The following is a 17744-nucleotide window of genomic DNA, read 5'->3' as shown; positions in this document are numbered from 1 at the left end:
GTTCAGGGGCCTTGCAGGCCCCTTTTGGTCAAGCGTTCAAATCAACGGAATTACTTGATCATGCTTTCTTCGATGGTATACCCGTTTTCATTGAACCAGCGAGCAGCACCCGGATGCCAGGGCAGCACATTGTTCTTGCTGTAATTCTCAGGAATCGAGTTGCGGGCAGCTTTGTGAATGGAAACCATTCTTTCGTTCTGCTCCATGGTCAGCTTTGTGATTTCGTATACAAAGCTTTCCGGCACATCGCAGTTCACCATGGCAAAGTTCCACATGGAAACCACGCGCGAAGGTTCATCCAGCGACTGGTAGGTGCTGGCAGGAATAATAAACTCAGATACCGGGAAGTTATCTGTAATCTTCTTCGCTTCTTCGTCCGTCATACTGATGATGTTTACATCAGTCTGAACTTCCAGCTGGCTTACCGCCGGAATCGGAATACCAGCAGCAAAGGCCACAACATCAATCAAGCCATCCTGAAGCTGACCACCAAGGTCCGACCAGCTGCCATTACGACGCTCGAACTTTACTCCCAGGGTTTCCATCATGCGTGGAAAATAGGTATCAGAGGTTGAACCCGCCGGGCCAAAACCGATAGTGGCGCCGTCGGGAATATCCGAAATAGAGGTGATACCGGAACTGCTGAGCGCAGTAACCGAGAAAGGCGTTTCATACATCGGGAACATGGCACAAACGTTATCCATCTTCATGCCTGGTGCGAGCGGGCTATTGCCATCCAATGACTCACGGGCAGGCCCCATGGTAGTCAGACCGAATTTGAGATCTCCGGTATGAACCAGTGCCATGTTCTGCATTGGACCACCAGTGATTTCAGCGCCACCGGAAACACCCAGATTTTCTGCAACAAAATTGGCCCAACCGGAGCCATAGGCAAAGTAAGTACCGCCCTGACTGGCCGTTCCCACGGTAAAGTTATCCGGCCATCCAGCCCGATCCTGAGAAAAAGCGGGGCTAGCAACAAGAGTAGTGGCAAATGCCACTGCCATAATGGCTTGGTTCTTCATAGAGAATGCTCCCTGGTTCATTTTGTTTATTGGGTGCTCAATGGAGCCCGAGAGGGCCGCAGTACAAAAGATTAGCAAAGAGCAGGCCAGATTAAAAACTGTCTATAAATCAAGGAGTTTTAGAAAAGCGAGAAAACAAAAGGGCAATAAATGGGTGCATTTCCACCCATTATGAGAATGCTATGGGTTAAATTCCGCCAACCTGAAAGCGCGCAATTCATTGTAACGATCAGCGAACCCCAGACAATATTCCAAGGCCTGACGGCTTCCAGTCAAATTCAATTCGCTCGTCAAAGTTAAAGCATCCCTGCCTGCTCGTATCTATATCTCATTTCTAGTTTCTGAGTTTGATGCCTTAACGGGGGGCAGTCTCACACATACTCAATCACCTCACCAAAAGCATAGCCTGGTTAAGTTAACAAATTCACAAAGAACAGCGTGAAGCCCGGGAAATACGTAATGATCATCAAGGCAAACATCTCACATATGACGAACGGCACCACGGCTTTGGCCGCTTGAGTAAAGCGTATGCCTGCAATCTGAGAGGCCAGGTAAAGGGCGAGCCCTATCGGTGGCGTGATGTGTGCCATGGACAAGTTGGTGGTCATAATGGCACCGAAATGAATGGTGTCCACACCCACTGCCTGTACGGCCGGTAACAGAAGGGGGACCAACAGGAAGATAGCCGATACAGGGTCAAGAAAAGCCCCGGCAAAGAACAGAATGAAGTTGACGAGCAACAACATGATCACGGCACTGCCGCCACTGGCCGCCAGAAGCCAATCCCGCACCTGCATGGCAGTCCCGTCGATCATGAGAATGAACGACAGAATCGACGCCATGGCCAGAATCAGCATCACCACCCCGGTAGTGATACCCGATTGCAACATAAGGTAAGGATAATCCTTGAGCCGAATCTGGCGATAGACGAAGCGATCGATAATGAACACATAGACTACGGCCACCGCCGCCGCTTCTGTGGCAGTAAATATGCCTCCATATATACCTCCCAGGATAATTACTGGTGCCATCAACCCCCAAAAAGCATCCTTCAGCGCCCGCCGGAATTCCTTCCCGGTCCTTTCAATCTCGGCAATAGGAAATTTTCGCTTTTTGGCGACGAAGAAAATATAAGCGCACAACACCACGGCAAGAATGAGCCCAGGTCCTATCCCCGCTGCGAATAACGCCGGGATAGAAGAATTGGAAATCACACCATAAAGAATCAGATTAATACTCGGCGGAATTACAACGCCAAAGGTGCAACCTGCCGCTACCGTGGCACATGAAAAGCCCAATGGATAGCCAGCTTTCTGCATGGCACCGATCATAAAACCAAGTGCAGCGATTGCCGCAACATTCGAGCCCGACAAGGCACCAAGGAAAGCTCCCGCAACAATTACGGTAATCGCCAACCCACCAGGAACACGGCCCAACATGAATTGCGCCAGATACACTAACCGGGTAGCGAGACCCGTTTGCGCGATCATGTTTCCGGCAACAATAAAGAGCGGAATAGCCAGTAGAGTGAAGGAATCGATGGCACCGGAAAAGATCTGCGGCAAGGTAGTGAAAGGTGCAATATGGTTGTATGCGAAAACCACCACCCCGGCAAGCCCCAGCGATATCGAGATCGGAAAATTAGCCAGCAGAAAAACAAAGAAAAGCAGCAAGGCCAATATGCCAGCGCTTGAAAGTACATCCATCAATAAATCTCCGCAGAATAAACAAAAGGTCTATTTGTACTGCTGTTCCAACTCACTTTCAGAAAGGAGCATGTCCGAGGAGGGGACGTTCTTGTACCGTGGTAAGCCGGCGATATCCCGAACGACCGCGATCAAACACCGAACCCCACACATTGATAAACTGGCAAAAATACCTGCATTGATAGTCCATACGGGGATGCCCGTCGCTGAGCTGGTTTGACCAACCCGGACCGATTGAATCAGAAAGATCCAGCAGTAATAGGCCAGAAAAGCAAAAAACGCTGCAGTGACCAGCAAGACCAGTAAATCAGCAATGCGGCGGCAACCAGAAGGCAAGAAGTCAGCAAGGAGCGGAACACTGCCATGCTGGTTGTACTTGAACGCAGCAGAGGCACCAAATAACGCAGCCCACAGGAACATGAAAGTTGCCACTTCATCGGCACCGGCAATGGGAATTTTGAGGACGTAGCGAGCAATCACTGCAGTAAAAGTGAGAATGACGATACCGAGCATACACACGACAACAACGATCTCTTCCAGATGATCAATCGTGAAAATCGAGTATTTCTTCAATCTTTCCACGTTAAGACCTCGCATGGCAGGCAAGAAATAAACGGGGTAGCCTGAATCGACCACCCCGTTGCGCGGCATTACTTGGTATTAGATGCAACGCCGGATTCGAAGAGCTCCACGAATTCTTCGCCGAGCGACTGCTTGTACTCACCGTAAACTGGCTTCAGAACATCCTGGAATACCGTCAGTTGCTCGTCACTGAGTGTGGTAACGGTCATGCCCGCGTCTTTCAATTCATCGATCAGATCTATATCTTCCTGCGCGACGACTTCACGCTGATACGACATGGCTTCCTGTGCAGCTTTCGTAAACATTTCCTGGTCACCTTCTGAAAGGCTGTTCCAGAAAGGCAGACTGCCGACAAATGAAAGTGCATCGTAGGAGTAGTTCCAGATAGTCACGTGATCCTGAGCGTCATAAAAACGCGATGACCATATGAGTGACAAAGGGTTTTCCTGGCCATCGACCGCACCGGTCTGAAGCCCGGTGAACACCTCAGCGAAATTCATCGTGGTTGGCGAAGCACCCAAGGTTTCGAAGATCGCCAAGTAGAGCTCAATGCCTGGAACACGAACGCTCAGACCCTCAAAATCAGCAGGCTCTGTAATCGGTCTTTTCGAGTTGGTCACTTGCCGGAAGCCGTTCACACCCCACGCCAGACCCACGAGGTCGTGCCGTTCCAGATCATTTAACAGTTCATCACCTGCCGGGCCGTCCATAACAGCATTAGCCGTCTCATGATCTGGGAAAAGCCAGGGTAGCCCCAGTACCTGATAGCGCGAATCGAGGCCAGTCATCCAGGTTGTCGACTTGATCAGAAATTGGATAGCACCGGATTGCGTCATCTCCAGCTCAACCCGGTCACTCCCCCCAGCCAGCGCAGCATTGGGATGCAGGCGAACGACGTAGTCCCCTTCGGAATATTCATCCACCAGGTCGCGGAAGCGTTCGGCCCCCTGATGCCAGCTGGAGCCTGCGGCTGCGTTATAAGAGACATTGATCGGCTGCGCCGCATAAAGCAGCGCCGATGCGAGCATCATGGGAATCGAAGCGGTGGCAATAAGAATCTTCCTGCGAATAGTCATCTTTTCTCTCTCCGGTTGTCGTTTTCATTTAATTCATCAACTTCTGAATTGAATTTTGCATAATGTATACCAAAATCCTTATCCTATTGATTAATAACTACAATTTTAATATTTTTCTATCTGGAAGGTTATTGGGCTAGAAATTTCGCACCGGAACAGCACGCTTCGTCTTGCTAAGGGCGAAATACGCACCGTAAAGTTGCCCGGGGATGAACCAAGGTAGAAGAACTCGTTTTTCTGGAACGAATAGCCTCGGGGCAAGCAAGGATTTGCAGCGCAGGTGTAGTCTTCAAAAGGAAGGGGGACAATTTCAGCCCGGAATCGGGCTGAAATTGTCGAAACTGAAAATAATGGTATTCAACTTTCGCTACCGCCCATGGCCTATACGGCCACTTCCCTCGCCATCAGGGTACTGGCAATCTCAAGCAGTCGCTGGTCCTGCCAGCGATCTGCCACCAATTGAACACCTACCGGCATTCCAGTCTTCCCTTTGCTTAGAGGCAGATTGAGACATGGCACGCCAAGCAGTGTCCAGGAACGACAGAAGATCGAGTCGCCGGTATTTTCAATACCTTCAGGGGCCTCGCCTGTAGCACTGGCAGCAAGGATTACATCAACCTGAGTCTCGAATACCGCAGTCAGGGCCTGCCGCAGGTTCGCTGCCACTAGCATCGCTTCGCGGTATCGTGGATAGTCGATCGCCTTGCCCTCCTCGATCAGCTCAACCAATTTAAGGCTCATGCGGTCCGATAATCGAGAGTATTCACTGGCAAGGGTTTGGGCCGCTTCATAGGCCATCACCACTTTTTGGTGTTCGACCAGTGTTTCGTAGCGTGCATCCAGGGGCAGAGGCACCACTTCGGCACCCACTTTCTCCAGCCGTGCCTGGGCTGCGGCCAGCGCCTGTACGACATCATCCTCAAGCGGGAGAGTGCCGGGCAGGCTACGGACGCCGACACGCACACCAGCGAGGTCGTTCAGTGCCGTGATACGTGGCGCGCGCGTCAGAACCGAAAAAGTCGTGCAGATGTCCTCAATATTGCGTGCAAACCAGCCCAGGGTATCCAGGGATGGCGCAAACGATTTCACGCCTGCGGCACTAAGAGTATCGAAAGTCGGTTTGAAACCGAACACTCCGCAATAGCTCGCCGGGCGGATCATGCTGCCGGCGGTCTGGGTGCCGAAGGCCAGCGGCACCATGCCTGCGGCTACTGCAGCTGCCGATCCACTTGATGAGCCACCGGGAGTCCGTGACAGATCATGCGGGTTACGAGTCTTACCTGGCGTAAAGAACGCAAGTTCGGTTGAGACTGTTTTACCCATAACCAAAGCGCCCTGCTTCTGAAGCAGTGTCACCAACGAAGCATCGACAAGCGAAGAGGGAGTCTGCAGGTAGCCACCAGTGCCCCAGCCCGTCGGAAAATCAACAGTTTCGATAATATCCTTGATGCCAACAGGCACACCGAATAATGGCTTGCCTGCCAGATCAGCATCCAGTTCCGGGGGCGTGACAGACAAGGCCTCCCAGGCTTTCACCTCGGGCTCGCGCTGTTCGATCCGCGCCGCGCAGGTGTGCCACCAGTCAAGGGGTTCAGCGCGCCCCTCTGCAAGGGCGACCTGATAGCCATTGATTGTCATGTCAGGGTTATTGTTCACGTTACTTCTCCCTTCGGGTCCAGCGAACATATGGGCCGCTCAGACGATTAATTTTAAACCAACCAGCAGCATCAAAAGTGCAAAAAGGCGCTTAAGCAGCTGTGGCGATAAGTAATGGGCAAGTCTGACTCCCAGTCTGGCGCAGGGAACACTGAACACGGCGATGCCGACGAATGCTGGCCAATAGAGATAACCTGTGCTGTACGCCGGTAATGTCGATTGCTCTTGCCCCGTAAAAATAAAGGTCGCAGCGCCCATCGCTGCGATGGGCAGACCACAAGCCGCTGAGGTACCAACTGCCCTCGCCATACTGGCTCCATTCCTGGCAAGCCAGGGTACGTTGAGCACCCCCCCGCCTATACCGAACAGTGCTGAGATCGAGCCAATCATTCCTCCCGCAGCAAACATTGCGGGTAATCCGACTGGTTGCCGCCCCTCTTTAGGGGGCCTGGCAAACAGCATCCGAAAAGCCAGCAGAAGCATGAACACCCCGAAGTAGCGCTCAAGAAGTTCGGCCGGCAACTGGTCAGCGATGAGCCCGCCCAGCACAGCGCCAAGCATCAGTCCGGGGAGCATTTGCCTGAGCAGATCGAAAGCCACGGCGCCCTTTTTCCAGTGGGCCAGCGCTGAAGACGCGCCGGTTACCGTAATGATCCCCAGCGAGGTACCGATAGCAAGATGGACCACCACAACGGGATCAACACCCTGCTGATTGAGAGCGACGATCAGCGCTGGCACAATCACCACTCCCCCACCGATACCAAACAAGCCGGCAATCACGCCGGCCACGGCGCCCACAAGAGAGAAAAATATCAGCGCTGACAACATACAAACCTCGCTCCAAAAAAATGTCGGGAAGGGCGGCAAGCGCCCAACCCTGAAATACGCTGACATAGCGCTTGTTGAATGACCTTGCCAGAAAAGGAAGTTCGTCGGTCATGCGCTGAACTGCAGTACCTACCACCTCACCTGAACACATCCAGGCTCTATACAACACACAGCCCTGGCGGCTTCGACATGGGAATGAGCCAGCAACAGAAAATCATTGACGAATTCTTATGAGGCTCAGTGGGAATTATGTATTATGAATTCATAATTATAAAGCACACTTAATACCAAAGATAGAATTTCAATATTTTTCAATTGGTTAAACCGGTATGGCTTGACTCTGAATAGGGGCGCTGCCAGCCACCCGCCTATCTATGGTGCAGAATCAACACCCACGCGCACTACGCTGGATCGATGGAAGAGGAAGGTCAGGTTCTGGGATACCACGCGTTGTGATACCCCAAGGATTTGGAGGGTTTCATACTGCCAGAAAAATTCGGGATCGGGTTTATACGAGTTAGTCGGCAATCATTTCCTTCAGATCTTCGGACTCGAGTTTATGGTGACCCAAGTGATTCCGGAGAATGTTACCAAGGCGTTCTCCGTCGCGATCCTCAAGAGCCTCTATCATATTTTCATGGTCATTCACTGCTTTGTTCCAGTATTCGTCGGTCATCTGAGCTGAATAGCGGATTTGCTTAATACGCTGACTGAGGTTGTTGTACATTTCCATGAGCACATCGTTTTTCGACGCCAGCATGATGCATTCATGAATTTGCTGGTTGGCGCGAAAATACTCCTTGAGCTCACTACGCTGAAAATGCTCGACCATTTTGAGGTGAAGCTCACGTATGCGGGCAACCTCAGCATCACTGATGTACCGGCAGGCAGTTTCCCCGGCCAATCCTTCCAGAGCAGCCATGACGTCGTAAGTGTGCTCGACGTCCTTCGTGGTCAAAAGGGTTACGCGGGCGCCACGGTTTGGCGGAATTTCAATCAAGCCTTCGGACTTCAGAACTTTCAAGGCTTCGCGAAGGGGTGTTCTGGATATACCGAACTTTTCACAGAGCTTTTTCTCGGAAATTTTCTCGCCCGGGGCCAACGTACCGAGTTCGATTAACTCTCTGATTCTGTCCGCAGCTTCTTGATAAAGAACTCTATGCTGTATCTTTCCCATATGACCTTTTCTTAAGAGGAGCAGTAAGCTTCCGGAATTTTGTGTAGCTGCTGCGTCTGAATGGAATCATCCCTGTAGATAGCACACTGCATTAAGAATTCAAAATAGAGTGTCGCGCGCTGCTTTGCAAGGCTCAAAAGCCGTAATTGCGCTCTTGCGGTGGAATGGCTGGATAGACATGACCGCCCGATGTAAGGAATAACACCTTGAAATACAAGATCAAAACTCTGGCTATCAGCTAACCCGGAATCACCAACGCCCCTGCAGAGTACAACAATCCGGCGACCATCGGCGCGGTCTCTGTGCTCACAAAGATATATGCCCTGCCAGGTCCCGAGTGCCAAATGGCCGTGGCTCACAGGCAGCGTAAGTGAGGAGCCGATGAGAAGGCTCTTGATATGAGCCGGCATGTCGTCCGGCCCTTCCAGAACGTGCTCATAATTGGGGTGCCCTCAATGAAAGCAGCAATGCAGCACCGGCAGGGAGCAATAGCCCCAGAGCCATAGGCAGGGGCGAATCACTTCCACCCAGTGCAACACTGGAAGATACCGTGAAAGCAATACCAAACTGGATTGCACCCAATACAGCAGAACCTATACCTGCGCTATGTCGTGCAGCCCCCATCGACAGGGCCATGGCGTTGGCAGAGAGCAAGCCCACCATGCCGATGGCCAGCCAAAGTGGTGGAATGAATACCCACAACTCGCGGGTATCTGAAAGCAGAGTCAGGATAAGTGCAAATGCCACATAACATGGCAAACCTGTTTTTAATATCTGCCGCGGAGAGAAATGGTCCAGCAACCGGGTATTCACTTTCCCAAACACAAGCAAAGCCGTCGCGATTCCGGCAAACACACCCGCGTATGCCAGGGAACCCAAATTGAACACGCCCTGAAATACACCCGAAGACCCTGTAATAAAAGCAAACATCCCTCCTTGCACAAGGCCCGCAATCAAGGTTGGCACTATGAAATCCCGCTGTCTCAACAATTTAACTGCAGTCCGGCCACCCGTCCGAAAGGGTGCTGCAATACGGTTTTGAGGTGCCAGTGTTTCGGGCACGATAAACAAAGACAGTATCAGCGCTAACAAGCCGACAAGAATCATGACAACAAAATTCGAGCGCCACCCGTAGGCCTCAAGCAACAGGCTGCCCAGAATTGGCGAAACTATGGGGCCAATGGTCAGCAGCATCACCAGAATCGTCATCACCTTGGCCGCTTCACGCCCTTCGTATAAATCATTGACTACGGCTCTACCAACCACCATCCCACCACAGGCACCAAGCGCCTGCAAAAATCGCAACGCATTAAACACCTCAATGTGCTTAACCAGCGGCAGAGCAATAGAAGTCACAACAAATAACGCAGTTGCGCCCAATAGAGGCCCCTTCCGCCCGTGGCTATCGATCAATGGCCCTACAATCAGTTGCCCCACACACAGGCCGAGAAAAAACACAGACAGCGACAACTCTGCAGCGGAAGAGGTCGCGTTCATCGCCTCAGCAATATCACCAAGAGCAGAAAGGTACATATCAGTGGCGAGCGGTGGAAAAAGCGAGAGCAAACCGAGCACTGCGGTTATGCCAGCAGCATGTCTGGAGGTAAGTGTTGGTTTCAGCATATTTAGTTACCAGAAAAGCGTGAAATCAGCCCCACTCTGAAATTCGGGCCAGGTTTTTAGACTGCAGTCTACCCAGATAATAGACCGCAGTCTATAAACTTACTACACTAGTACTTGAGAAATCCTATTCAGGCGACGAGAATGAGCGAAGAAAAACACTCAGGGGGACGGCCACGAGACGCAGACGCGGCAGCCTCTATCAAGGCAGCGACACTCAAACTGGTGCGTGAGCGTGGTTATAACAAGGTCAGTATTGCTGCCATTGCCAGTGCCGCCGGCGTGGCGCGCCAAACGTTATACAATCGCTGGAACACCAAGGCGGACTTGGTCCTTGAAGCCGTATTCGAGGAAACAGGGCATTATGCTGACGCCCCCCTCCATAATCCGAACAAAAGCTGCAAATTGCAGCTTGAGGCCTTCCTGATCCAGGTATTCACACATCTAGACGAAAGCGGCAGTCCTATTCGCTCATTAATCGCTGCCGCACAGGAGGACCCGGCATTTCGTGAAGCTCTGAGGGAGCGCTTCGTAAAGCCGAGGGAAGTCCTGGTAATCGATTTGTTACAACGGGCGCAAGATCAAGGCGAGCTTTCCCGCACCCGTGATGTCAAAATGCTATCCAACTTCATTCACGGGGCATTCTGGTATGCCCTACTCAATGGTGAGCCTGTGGATGCACGCCTTGCCCGGGCCATTGCGAATGAAATTTTTGTCGCTTGATTGGCTCAGGGACAGTTTTTCAGGAGAAACCCGATGAAATCGCGACCAGTCACTTTTATACCTCGCGTTTATACCACTACCCTTCTAGGCTTGGCTTTAGTCCTCACAGGTTGCATGGGCAGTTCAGCAAAATCGAGTGCTGTACCTGACCCAACGGCCAGTTGGCCAAGCCTCTTTATGCCGGGCGCACTGGCGAAAGACGTATCTATAGTCGATTGCACCCTCTCCGATGGAACGGAAACATCCTGCTACGAGATCACCGTTGCGGGCACGCCTGCCGATCATGAAGTAGGGCCATTCTGCCCCAGAACCACAACGGCCACGGAAGAGGAGGTCGGTATCTGGCTGGATGGCGAAAATCTATACGATGTCACGGGTGAGTTTATCCTCGACCTGCCATCCATCTACAACGATGACGAGTGGATGCTTCATGATGGCCATGGCCATGTGCATGTCACTGACACCAGGGAAGCGTTCGAAGCGGCTGCGCGGCCCGATGTGGCGGAAGAATACGAGAACTACTGCGTTGAAGGGCGCATGGAATGGCTCGAAGACGGCGAACCTGTCACAACGACCGTACAGATCCCTGTCTCCCCGGTGCGACAGGATGATGCGACTCCCGCCAGAGCGCCGCTCGGCGTATCTTTCAATGGCGTCCGCATTGATGCGGCTGCGCCCGTGGATGCAATTTTGGGCGCGCACACCATCGCCGCATTTGATGACTGTGGTGGCCACGTTAATCCGTTCGAGGGTTACCACATGCACGCTGCGACCGGTTGTGGCGAGGTTGGTGAGGCACCCGATGGCGAAACGGCCCCCTTCGCAGTTGCCATGGACGGGTATTTAATTCACGGCGTTCTTGATAGTGAAGACATCGGCAAAGTTGGCGACCTGGATGCCTGTAACGGCCATACCACCGGTGAATATGGCTACCATTACCATGCCCGGTCTCCCGAGCTGAACGGAGTTTTAACCTGCTACATGGGCGCAACCGTCAAAGGCGGTCCCGGTGGACCACCCGGTAGAGGAGGTCCCGGCGGCCCTCCTCCCGGAGGCGAAGGTCCGCCACCGCATGATCACAATTAATAACGGCGGCCTGTTCTTTGGTTGGGTTGAAGCTACGCAGCTTGCGCTTACCAGCGCCCTTGCAGCGTAGCCACTATCCGACGGCCATCGGCTTTGTCCCGGTGTTCGCACAGATAAAGGCCCTGCCAGGCCCCGAGTGCCAAATGGCCGTGGCTCACAGGCAGCGTGAGTGAGGGGCCTATCAGAAGACTCTTGATATGAGCCGGCATGTCATCCGGCCCCTCCAGAACGTGCTCATAGTGTGGCGCTCTCTCGGGCACCATTACATTAAAGTGGCGCTCAAAATCACCGCGCACATCCGGATCTGCGTTTTCGTTAACCGCCAGCGAAGCGGAGGTGTGCTGGATAAACAGGTGCAGCAAACCCACTTCGCAGTTGGTCAAATCCGGCGCCTGGGCCAGGATTTCATTGGTCACAAGGTGAAATCCCCGCGGTAGCGGCGCGAGATCAATAAACTTCTGATCCCAGATCATGGCAGCTCCTTATTTATCTATTTCTGAAGTTCATCCCAAGGGTGCATTGGCACAACCGCTTCGCTCACCTCTGCTTCAAAGGAGCTACGGAAATAATCCATGGCTTTCTCTGCTTCGCTCAGCTCATCAAAGCGGGCGATGTGGTAGATCGCCTCACCTTCATTCACCAGAGGCAGGTTGTTCACACAAATCACGATGCCGGAGCAGGGAGAGACAATCGCCGTTTCAGATTCACCAAACGGATCAGCAACCATAGCCAGCTTCTGTCCTTTGCGAACCTTCTGACCAAGTTTGGCAACGGGGCGCATGATCCCATCAATATCGGCCCTGACCCATTGGGAGCTGGCAGCAATCTCCGAGCGTTTTTTCGACGACGCACGCCCTTTCCGTGGAGGAACCATTTCCAGCTCCCGCATCACGCGAATCACGCCTTTCACTCCGCTGCCGATAACCACATCGTCAAACCGCAGCGCTTCACCACCTTCATAGGTGATAACAGGAATATCCAGAGAATCTGCATACGCACGCAAACTGCCTTCTCGCAGACCCGCATTGATAATGACGGGCGCAGCAAATGCTTCCGCCATACGTGCCGTTTCCGGATTTTTAAGCTCTGCCCGGATTTGAGGCAGGTTAAAACGGTGAATGGCGCCCGTGTGCAAATCGATAATGTGGGTTACATGCTCCATAATCTGCGTACGCAGCAAATAGGCAATCCGCCCACCGAGAGAGCCAGTTTCGCTCCCGGGAAAGCAGCGGTTAAGGTCACGCCTGTCCGGCAGATAACGAGTGCGGTGCACAAATCCGAAAATATTAACAATAGGCACCGCAATCAGTGTGCCGCGCAAATGACGAAGCGCAGAATTGGTAAGCACACGGCGTACAATCTCCACCCCGGCAATTTCATCACCATGTATAGCGCCACACACCATCAACACAGGGCCTTCCCGTCGCCCATGCACAATTTCCACCGGTACATTCAAAGGGGTATGGGTGTATAACTTTGCTACTGGAATTTCTATGGTTTGCCGGGTTCCAGGCTTAACCTGAACTCCGGCCATTTCAAAGGGCGCGCGCGCCATTGATTAACCTCTGCCTTTGGTTTTGGTGCGCTGGGGCGCCTGATTTTTTTCTATCCAGTTCACAATCATGCCCGCCACGTTTTTGCCGGTAGCGTTTTCAATACCTTCCAGTCCAGGCGATGAATTCACTTCCATCACAAGAGGCCCGCGGCTTGACCTTAACAGGTCAACACCAGCCACATTCAGCCCCATGGCCTTGGCTGCAGTAATGGCTGTTTTCCGCTCTTCCGGCGTAATACGAACCAGAGATGCACTACCACCACGGTGCAGGTTGGAGCGGAACTCACCTTCCGCGCCCTGCCGCTTCATGGCAGCGATCACTTTGTCGCCAATCACAAAACAACGAATATCCGCGCCACCAGCTTCCTTGATGAACTCCTGCACAAGAATGTCAGCCTTGAGACCCATAAAAGCCTCAATCACACTTTCTGCCGCTGTCCGGGTTTCCGCCAGTACCACACCAATACCCTGGGTACCCTGGAGAAGTTTGATAACCACTGGCGCACCGCCCACCATTTTAAGCAGCTCCGGCACGTTATCCGGCTTGTTGGCAAAGCCGGTTACGGGCATACCAACACCTTTACGGGCGAGCAGTTGCAATGAGCGCAACTTGTCCCGGGAGCGGGTTATGGCAACGGACTCATTCACCGGGAAGGTTCCCATCATTTCAAACTGGCGCAGAACCGCCGTACCATAAAAAGTAACCGAAGCCCCGATACGGGGAATAACCACGTCAAAGTTTTCCAGCACTTCTTCGTGATAGTGAATCCGGGGATTGGCAGATGTGATATTCATGGAACAGTGCAGGCAGTCGATAACCCTCACCTCATGGCCACGATTAATACCCTCTTCCACCAATCGACGGGTCGAGTAGAGATGACGGTTACGGGACAGAACTGCAATTTTCATTTTTCAGACCTTGAAGCCGGTTCCCCGGCGAGATAGGAAGCTTCCGGATAGATCATCGAACGGCCCGCCATCGCAGTACGCCCGAGCAGCATGCGAAAACGCATGGAATCCCGGTTTGTCAGTGTCATTTCAACAGGCCAGCTCTCGCCGCCTACTACCAGCGTAGTCTCAATCACCAGACGCAACTCCTTGTGGCCGCCGGAATCCGACACATCACGTTCATCCAGAACACGGGCGTCGCACTCCACCACCTGATGCATGTCATTCTGCACCGGATGAACCCAGAACCGGACCCGACGCTCACCGTCCTGTGTGTATGGCTCCGTCCGGAACGTGTGCAGGCAGGAGGTTCGGGCACCCGTATCAACTTTAGCTTTTATACGGTTTATACCCAGATCCGGTAACGCCACCCACTCCCGCCAGCCCAGGCTGATTTTATTTTCAGCGGGCGTAGCAGTAACGGTTTTCAGGGGCTCAGCTGTCTTTTTCGGCATCCAACACTTCCTTTTCAGTGGCTTTATCCAGACCCAACAGTTGCACACGGAAGGGTTCGGAATGACTGCCGGCGTATATACTGGAATGCGGGAAGGGTATTTCTATACCCTCGTTATCCAGAGCATTCTTGACGGCAACAAGCATTCCACTCTTGCCCTCAAGCACTTTGTCTTTTGGCACCCAGAAAGAAAACTGCAAGTCCACCGAGGATGGGCCAAACGCGGATACGAGTACGAACGCTTTTGGCTCTTCCAGGCAAACAGGATTCTTTTCTGCCAGTTCCATCAACAGATTCTCTACTTTCTCCACATCTTCAGCATAGGCAATCCCCACGCTAAGGTCGATCCGGCGGATAGGAAACCGGGAACGGTTGGTGACCGGTGTCTTGATCAGGGTTTCATTGGGAATGCGCACGTAGAGATTATCCCTGGTGCGAAGTTTTACGCTGAGCATATCAATCCCCACCACTTCACCCATGATCGCTTCGACCTCGATGAAATCACCGATTTCAAAAGGTTTTTCAACCAGCAGGAACAAACCGCTGATCATATTCGACGCGGAAGTCTGCGAAGCAAAACCAATGGCCACGGTAAGAATGCCCGCCGCGCCCAGCACTACATCCAGAGAAAACCCTGCTTCCCGAAGCGCCGCCACACCAAACAGCAGGAAGATGACATAAAACACCAGCCGCCGGACCATAACGGTATGGTGCCGGGAACTGCGCTTTGCCATTACCCTCGACACGCTGCGTGCTGCCAGCGACCCGAGAACAATGCCCAGCACCAGCAAAAAACCGGAGCTGACCCACTGCCCCCAGGCTATGTCGGAAAACACATTCATTGCACCTGTTTTCAGCTCATCATCCACAATCATTACTCCGCACAATGTGCATTAGCCAAATACCCGGTCAAAGGCCCGCACAAGGCGCCCTCTGGCAGCCTTTTCCCGTGCCGGCGCCACTTGCTGACAGGGGCCGGCAGCAGTGAGTAAACTTTCATCCATATGCAGACTTGCTGAATTCATATCAGTCGCCACTTCCACAACTACGCCCGGCGTCCACAACTGCCCACGCTCATTCTGATGCAGTGACAGTAAGGGTGTAGGCAAACTAAAGCGTTCAAGCAACAAAGGCTCAGCCTGGCGATTGATAATCGTGACGGGAGTCACTGCACGCCACGGCCGTTTCGGCACCGCCTCAAGTAATAAACGGCCAAAACTCGATGACGAGTAACACAGCTCGCCTTCCATAGTATTTCGTCCCACCCAGGTCAGAGACGGAACAGCCAGAGGAATTTCAGTAAGAAGAGTCTGGTTCTTCCCGGCACAGACTTTCATCCAGACGACCGTTCCCACATAGATCGTGCAACGCGCGCCTCCGGGAATGGTCAGCGGGTGATAAGGGCGAATCACCGTAGGAAGGTTAGCGACCGCCGGGATGAAGGTTATCGTTGAAGAGTCCCCTTCCCGGATAAACCGTTGCAGGGACACGTTTTCATGTGGCAGCTGGTGCCCTATGGATTCCGTCCAGCCCACCGGATCGGTCTCAGGCGCACGGGTTTCAGAGCGCACCTGCCATTCCTTGTCCAATAAAGTAACCCACAGCCGCACATGCCCAAGCCTGTGATGCTGGGTCTGGCCGGAGACAAGCTCGTATGGCTGAGCCCAGTTACCGTCACGCCGGGTTTCGGTTTCACTATCCATGAACGCTGCAAATCCCCTACAGTTACGGCGACTAAAGTTGAGTCAACTATAATCCAATCAGTCACCCCGGGCGAATAGCCAACTATGTGATTTTATTGCCTCAGCGCGATGTAATTACCCTTACATCCAACGCCGGAAACCGACACGGAAAACCCAATGACGCACCTGGTATGGTTCAGAAACGACCTGCGCACCGCCGACAACGCTGCCCTTGCCGCAGCCTGCAAAGAGTCCGGCCTGGCAGCCGCTGGCTCAGACGTTCGTGCCTGCTTCATCCTCACTCCGCAACAATGGAAAGAGCATGACTGGTCGCCGGCACGAGTCCGGTTTGTTATCGCCCATGCAAACGCACTCGCAGGGGAACTGGCAAAGCTCGGCATACCGCTTTCATTTCTGGAGGCTGAACGCTTCAGCGACAGCATTACAATGCTCGAAGCCCATTGCAGGGCACACAGTATTCGCCATCTCCACTTCAATGAAGAGTATGGCATCAACGAACGCAAACGCGACAAGGCTGTAAAGCACCGTTTTGATAAGCTGAATATTGTGACGCGTAAGTACCGTGACCAGACCGTTGCCCCTGTCGGCGAAATACTGACTGGCCAGCACGAGCCTTACTCCGTATTCACGCCCTTTTCCCGCCGCTGGCGCAGCTGGTTTGATGAAAACCAGCCAGGGCTCTATCCCCCTCCCAAAGCCCGGGGCGATGCCATTCAGCCAAACCGCATAACGAAGGTACCAGAAGGCTTCCAGAATGCTCCGCCAGCTCTGGTGAAAACCGGCGAGGACGCCGCTCACGGTCAGCTGGAACAATTTCTCAGTGAGCACGGAGGCGCTTACAGGGAACAAAGAGACTTCCCGGCTCTTGACGGCACCAGCCGGCTCTCTCCTTACCTCGCCAACGGCGTGCTTTCCGGACGCCAGTGCATGATTGCAGCCCGGCAAGCCCAAGGCATGGGTGGCAATCAGGAAGGCCTGGTGACCTGGATAAATGAAATTGCCTGGAGGGATTTTTACATAAACACCCTGTATCACTACCCACGGGTGAGCATGCACCGCGCTTACAAGCCGGAAACCGAACGACTGCAATGGAACGACCCGGGCCAGCATTTCGAAGCCTGGAAATCTGGCCAAACAGGCATCCCACTGGTCGACGCAGCCATGCGCCAGCTCAACGAAACAGGCTGGATGCACAACCGGCTGCGCATGGTGACAGCCATGTTCCTGACCAAAAACCTGTTTATCGACTGGCGGCTGGGAGAAGCTTATTTCATGTCAAAACTGGTGGATGGCTTTCTGGCCTCCAACAACGGCGGCTGGCAATGGAGTGCGTCCACTGGCACAGACGCCGCACCCTATTTCCGGGTATTTAACCCGGTTACCCAGAGTGAGCGTTTTGACCCTAAAGGTGAGTTTATCCGCGAGTGGGTGCCTGAGCTGGCGAAGCTGGATAACAAGCGTATTCACGATCCATCAAAAGGAGGCGTTATTCCCGGCGGATACCCGAGGCCAATTGTTGATTTGAAGGAAAGCAGGAAGGAAGCAATCGCGAGGTTTCAGGCGCTAAAAGACTAGACTGATGAAAAATGTAGAAGCCCGGCCCGC

The 17744-nt window shown here is 53.0% G+C and carries 17 protein-coding genes and 1 pseudogene; 3 read left to right on the top strand and 15 right to left on the bottom strand.

Translation table 11 applies throughout. The features are described 5' to 3' along the window. Positions 1-50 precede the first annotated feature (50 nt). From DS878_RS04195 to DS878_RS04155, 9 genes and pseudogenes are all read right to left on the bottom strand, one after another. Positions 51-1025: a TAXI family TRAP transporter solute-binding subunit gene (locus DS878_RS04195; RefSeq protein WP_113814735.1), complete on the bottom strand. Its 975-nt coding sequence runs from the start codon at positions 1023-1025 to the stop codon at positions 51-53. A gap of 410 nt (positions 1026-1435) precedes the next feature. After that, positions 1436-2704 (bottom strand): TRAP transporter large permease, encoded by a 1269-nt coding sequence (locus tag DS878_RS04190; RefSeq protein WP_187298733.1) that lies wholly within the window; start codon positions 2702-2704, stop codon positions 1436-1438. A 57-nt stretch (positions 2705-2761) separates the two neighbouring features. Beyond that, positions 2762-3313 carry a TRAP transporter small permease gene (locus DS878_RS04185; RefSeq protein ID WP_187298732.1) on the bottom strand — a complete coding sequence of 184 codons (552 nt, stop codon included), beginning with the start codon at positions 3311-3313 and terminating at the stop codon, positions 2762-2764. A 68-nt stretch (positions 3314-3381) separates the two neighbouring features. Beyond that, complete coding sequence (locus DS878_RS04180) at positions 3382-4389, bottom strand: DctP family TRAP transporter solute-binding subunit (RefSeq protein ID WP_113814732.1); 1008 nt, start codon at positions 4387-4389, stop codon at positions 3382-3384. Positions 4390-4770: 381 nt separating this feature from the next. Further along, complete coding sequence (locus tag DS878_RS04175; protein WP_113814731.1) at positions 4771-6045, bottom strand: amidase; 1275 nt, start codon at positions 6043-6045, stop codon at positions 4771-4773. A gap of 39 nt (positions 6046-6084) precedes the next feature. Then, positions 6085-6873, bottom strand: coding sequence for a sulfite exporter TauE/SafE family protein (locus DS878_RS04170; RefSeq protein WP_113814730.1), 789 nt, complete (start codon positions 6871-6873; stop codon positions 6085-6087). Between the two features lie 517 nt (positions 6874-7390). Beyond that, complete coding sequence (locus tag DS878_RS04165) at positions 7391-8050, bottom strand: GntR family transcriptional regulator (protein ID WP_113814729.1); 660 nt, start codon at positions 8048-8050, stop codon at positions 7391-7393. Positions 8051-8307: 257 nt separating this feature from the next. Continuing rightward, positions 8308-8502: pseudogene (locus tag DS878_RS15585) on the bottom strand (YjbQ family protein); the annotation flags it as partial. Then, positions 8486-9673: a multidrug effflux MFS transporter gene (locus DS878_RS04155; protein WP_113814727.1), complete on the bottom strand. Its 1188-nt coding sequence runs from the start codon at positions 9671-9673 to the stop codon at positions 8486-8488. The gene DS878_RS04155 and the pseudogene DS878_RS15585, both read right to left, overlap by 17 nt. A 141-nt stretch (positions 9674-9814) precedes the next feature. On the opposite strand from DS878_RS04155, the gene DS878_RS04150 reads away from it, so the two are divergent. Both DS878_RS04150 and DS878_RS04145 read left to right on the top strand, forming a co-directional pair. Beyond that, positions 9815-10393 carry a TetR-like C-terminal domain-containing protein gene (locus tag DS878_RS04150; protein WP_113814725.1) on the top strand — a complete coding sequence of 193 codons (579 nt, stop codon included), beginning with the start codon at positions 9815-9817 and terminating at the stop codon, positions 10391-10393. Positions 10394-10507: 114 nt separating this feature from the next. Beyond that, complete coding sequence (locus DS878_RS04145; protein ID WP_113814723.1) at positions 10508-11479, top strand: YHYH protein; 972 nt, start codon at positions 10508-10510, stop codon at positions 11477-11479. Positions 11480-11526: 47 nt separating this feature from the next. Here the strand turns inward: DS878_RS04145 and DS878_RS04140 are convergent, their stop codons facing one another. The 6 genes from DS878_RS04140 to DS878_RS04115 are packed head-to-tail and all read right to left on the bottom strand — an operon-like array spanning position 11527 to position 16139. Then, the gene (locus tag DS878_RS04140; RefSeq protein ID WP_113814721.1) at positions 11527-11952 is read right to left on the bottom strand and encodes a secondary thiamine-phosphate synthase enzyme YjbQ; all 426 of its coding nucleotides are present in this window, start codon (positions 11950-11952) and stop codon (positions 11527-11529) included. Positions 11953-11969: 17 nt separating this feature from the next. Next, entirely contained in the window at positions 11970-13034 is a 1065-nt protein-coding gene (locus tag DS878_RS04135) for a succinylglutamate desuccinylase/aspartoacylase family protein (protein WP_113814719.1), read from the bottom strand. Positions 13035-13037: 3 nt separating this feature from the next. After that, positions 13038-13943 (bottom strand): 30S ribosomal protein S6--L-glutamate ligase, encoded by a 906-nt coding sequence (rimK, locus tag DS878_RS04130; RefSeq protein WP_113814717.1) that lies wholly within the window; start codon positions 13941-13943, stop codon positions 13038-13040. Continuing rightward, positions 13940-14437, bottom strand: a complete 498-nt coding sequence (locus DS878_RS04125; protein WP_113814716.1) for an ATP-dependent zinc protease — start codon at positions 14435-14437, stop codon at positions 13940-13942. The genes rimK and DS878_RS04125 overlap by 4 nt, the downstream gene beginning before the upstream one ends. Continuing rightward, positions 14418-15278 carry a mechanosensitive ion channel family protein gene (locus DS878_RS04120; protein ID WP_113814863.1) on the bottom strand — a complete coding sequence of 287 codons (861 nt, stop codon included), beginning with the start codon at positions 15276-15278 and terminating at the stop codon, positions 14418-14420. The genes DS878_RS04125 and DS878_RS04120 overlap by 20 nt, the downstream gene beginning before the upstream one ends. Before the next feature lie 51 nt (positions 15279-15329). Then, entirely contained in the window at positions 15330-16139 is an 810-nt protein-coding gene (locus tag DS878_RS04115; protein ID WP_113814714.1) for a hypothetical protein, read from the bottom strand. A 156-nt stretch (positions 16140-16295) separates the two neighbouring features. Here DS878_RS04115 and phrB point away from each other — a divergent pair, with 156 nt between their 5' ends. After that, positions 16296-17714 carry a deoxyribodipyrimidine photo-lyase gene (phrB, locus tag DS878_RS04110; RefSeq protein WP_113814713.1) on the top strand — a complete coding sequence of 473 codons (1419 nt, stop codon included), beginning with the start codon at positions 16296-16298 and terminating at the stop codon, positions 17712-17714. Positions 17715-17744 lie beyond the last annotated feature (30 nt).

This window comes from Marinobacter sp. F3R11, assembly GCF_003318275.1.
Lineage (GTDB): Bacteria > Pseudomonadota > Gammaproteobacteria > Pseudomonadales > Oleiphilaceae > Marinobacter.
Note: the sequence above shows the minus strand (reverse complement) of the source record. Positions and strands in the feature narration are given on the sequence as shown.

Bases quoted from the DNA above. Each gene is read 5' to 3' on its own strand.
- DS878_RS04180 (WP_113814732.1), bottom strand. From the start codon at position 4,389: ATGACTATTCGCAGGAAGATTCTTATTGCCACCGCTTCGATTCCCATG.
- DS878_RS04195 (WP_113814735.1), bottom strand. From the start codon at position 1,025: ATGAAGAACCAAGCCATTATGGCAGTGGCATTTGCCACTACTCTTGTT.
- DS878_RS04120 (WP_113814863.1), bottom strand. From the start codon at position 15,278: ATGAATGTGTTTTCCGACATAGCCTGGGGGCAGTGGGTCAGCTCCGGT.
- DS878_RS04115 (WP_113814714.1), bottom strand. From the start codon at position 16,139: ATGGATAGTGAAACCGAAACCCGGCGTGACGGTAACTGGGCTCAGCCA.
- phrB (WP_113814713.1), top strand. From the start codon at position 16,296: ATGACGCACCTGGTATGGTTCAGAAACGACCTGCGCACCGCCGACAAC.
- DS878_RS04155 (WP_113814727.1), bottom strand. From the start codon at position 9,673: ATGCTGAAACCAACACTTACCTCCAGACATGCTGCTGGCATAACCGCA.
- DS878_RS04145 (WP_113814723.1), top strand. From the start codon at position 10,508: ATGGGCAGTTCAGCAAAATCGAGTGCTGTACCTGACCCAACGGCCAGT.
- DS878_RS04140 (WP_113814721.1), bottom strand. From the start codon at position 11,952: ATGATCTGGGATCAGAAGTTTATTGATCTCGCGCCGCTACCGCGGGGA.
- DS878_RS04170 (WP_113814730.1), bottom strand. From the start codon at position 6,873: ATGTTGTCAGCGCTGATATTTTTCTCTCTTGTGGGCGCCGTGGCCGGC.
- DS878_RS04125 (WP_113814716.1), bottom strand. From the start codon at position 14,437: ATGCCGAAAAAGACAGCTGAGCCCCTGAAAACCGTTACTGCTACGCCC.
- DS878_RS04135 (WP_113814719.1), bottom strand. From the start codon at position 13,034: ATGGCGCGCGCGCCCTTTGAAATGGCCGGAGTTCAGGTTAAGCCTGGA.
- DS878_RS04165 (WP_113814729.1), bottom strand. From the start codon at position 8,050: ATGGGAAAGATACAGCATAGAGTTCTTTATCAAGAAGCTGCGGACAGA.
- rimK (WP_113814717.1), bottom strand. From the start codon at position 13,943: ATGAAAATTGCAGTTCTGTCCCGTAACCGTCATCTCTACTCGACCCGT.
- DS878_RS04150 (WP_113814725.1), top strand. From the start codon at position 9,815: ATGAGCGAAGAAAAACACTCAGGGGGACGGCCACGAGACGCAGACGCG.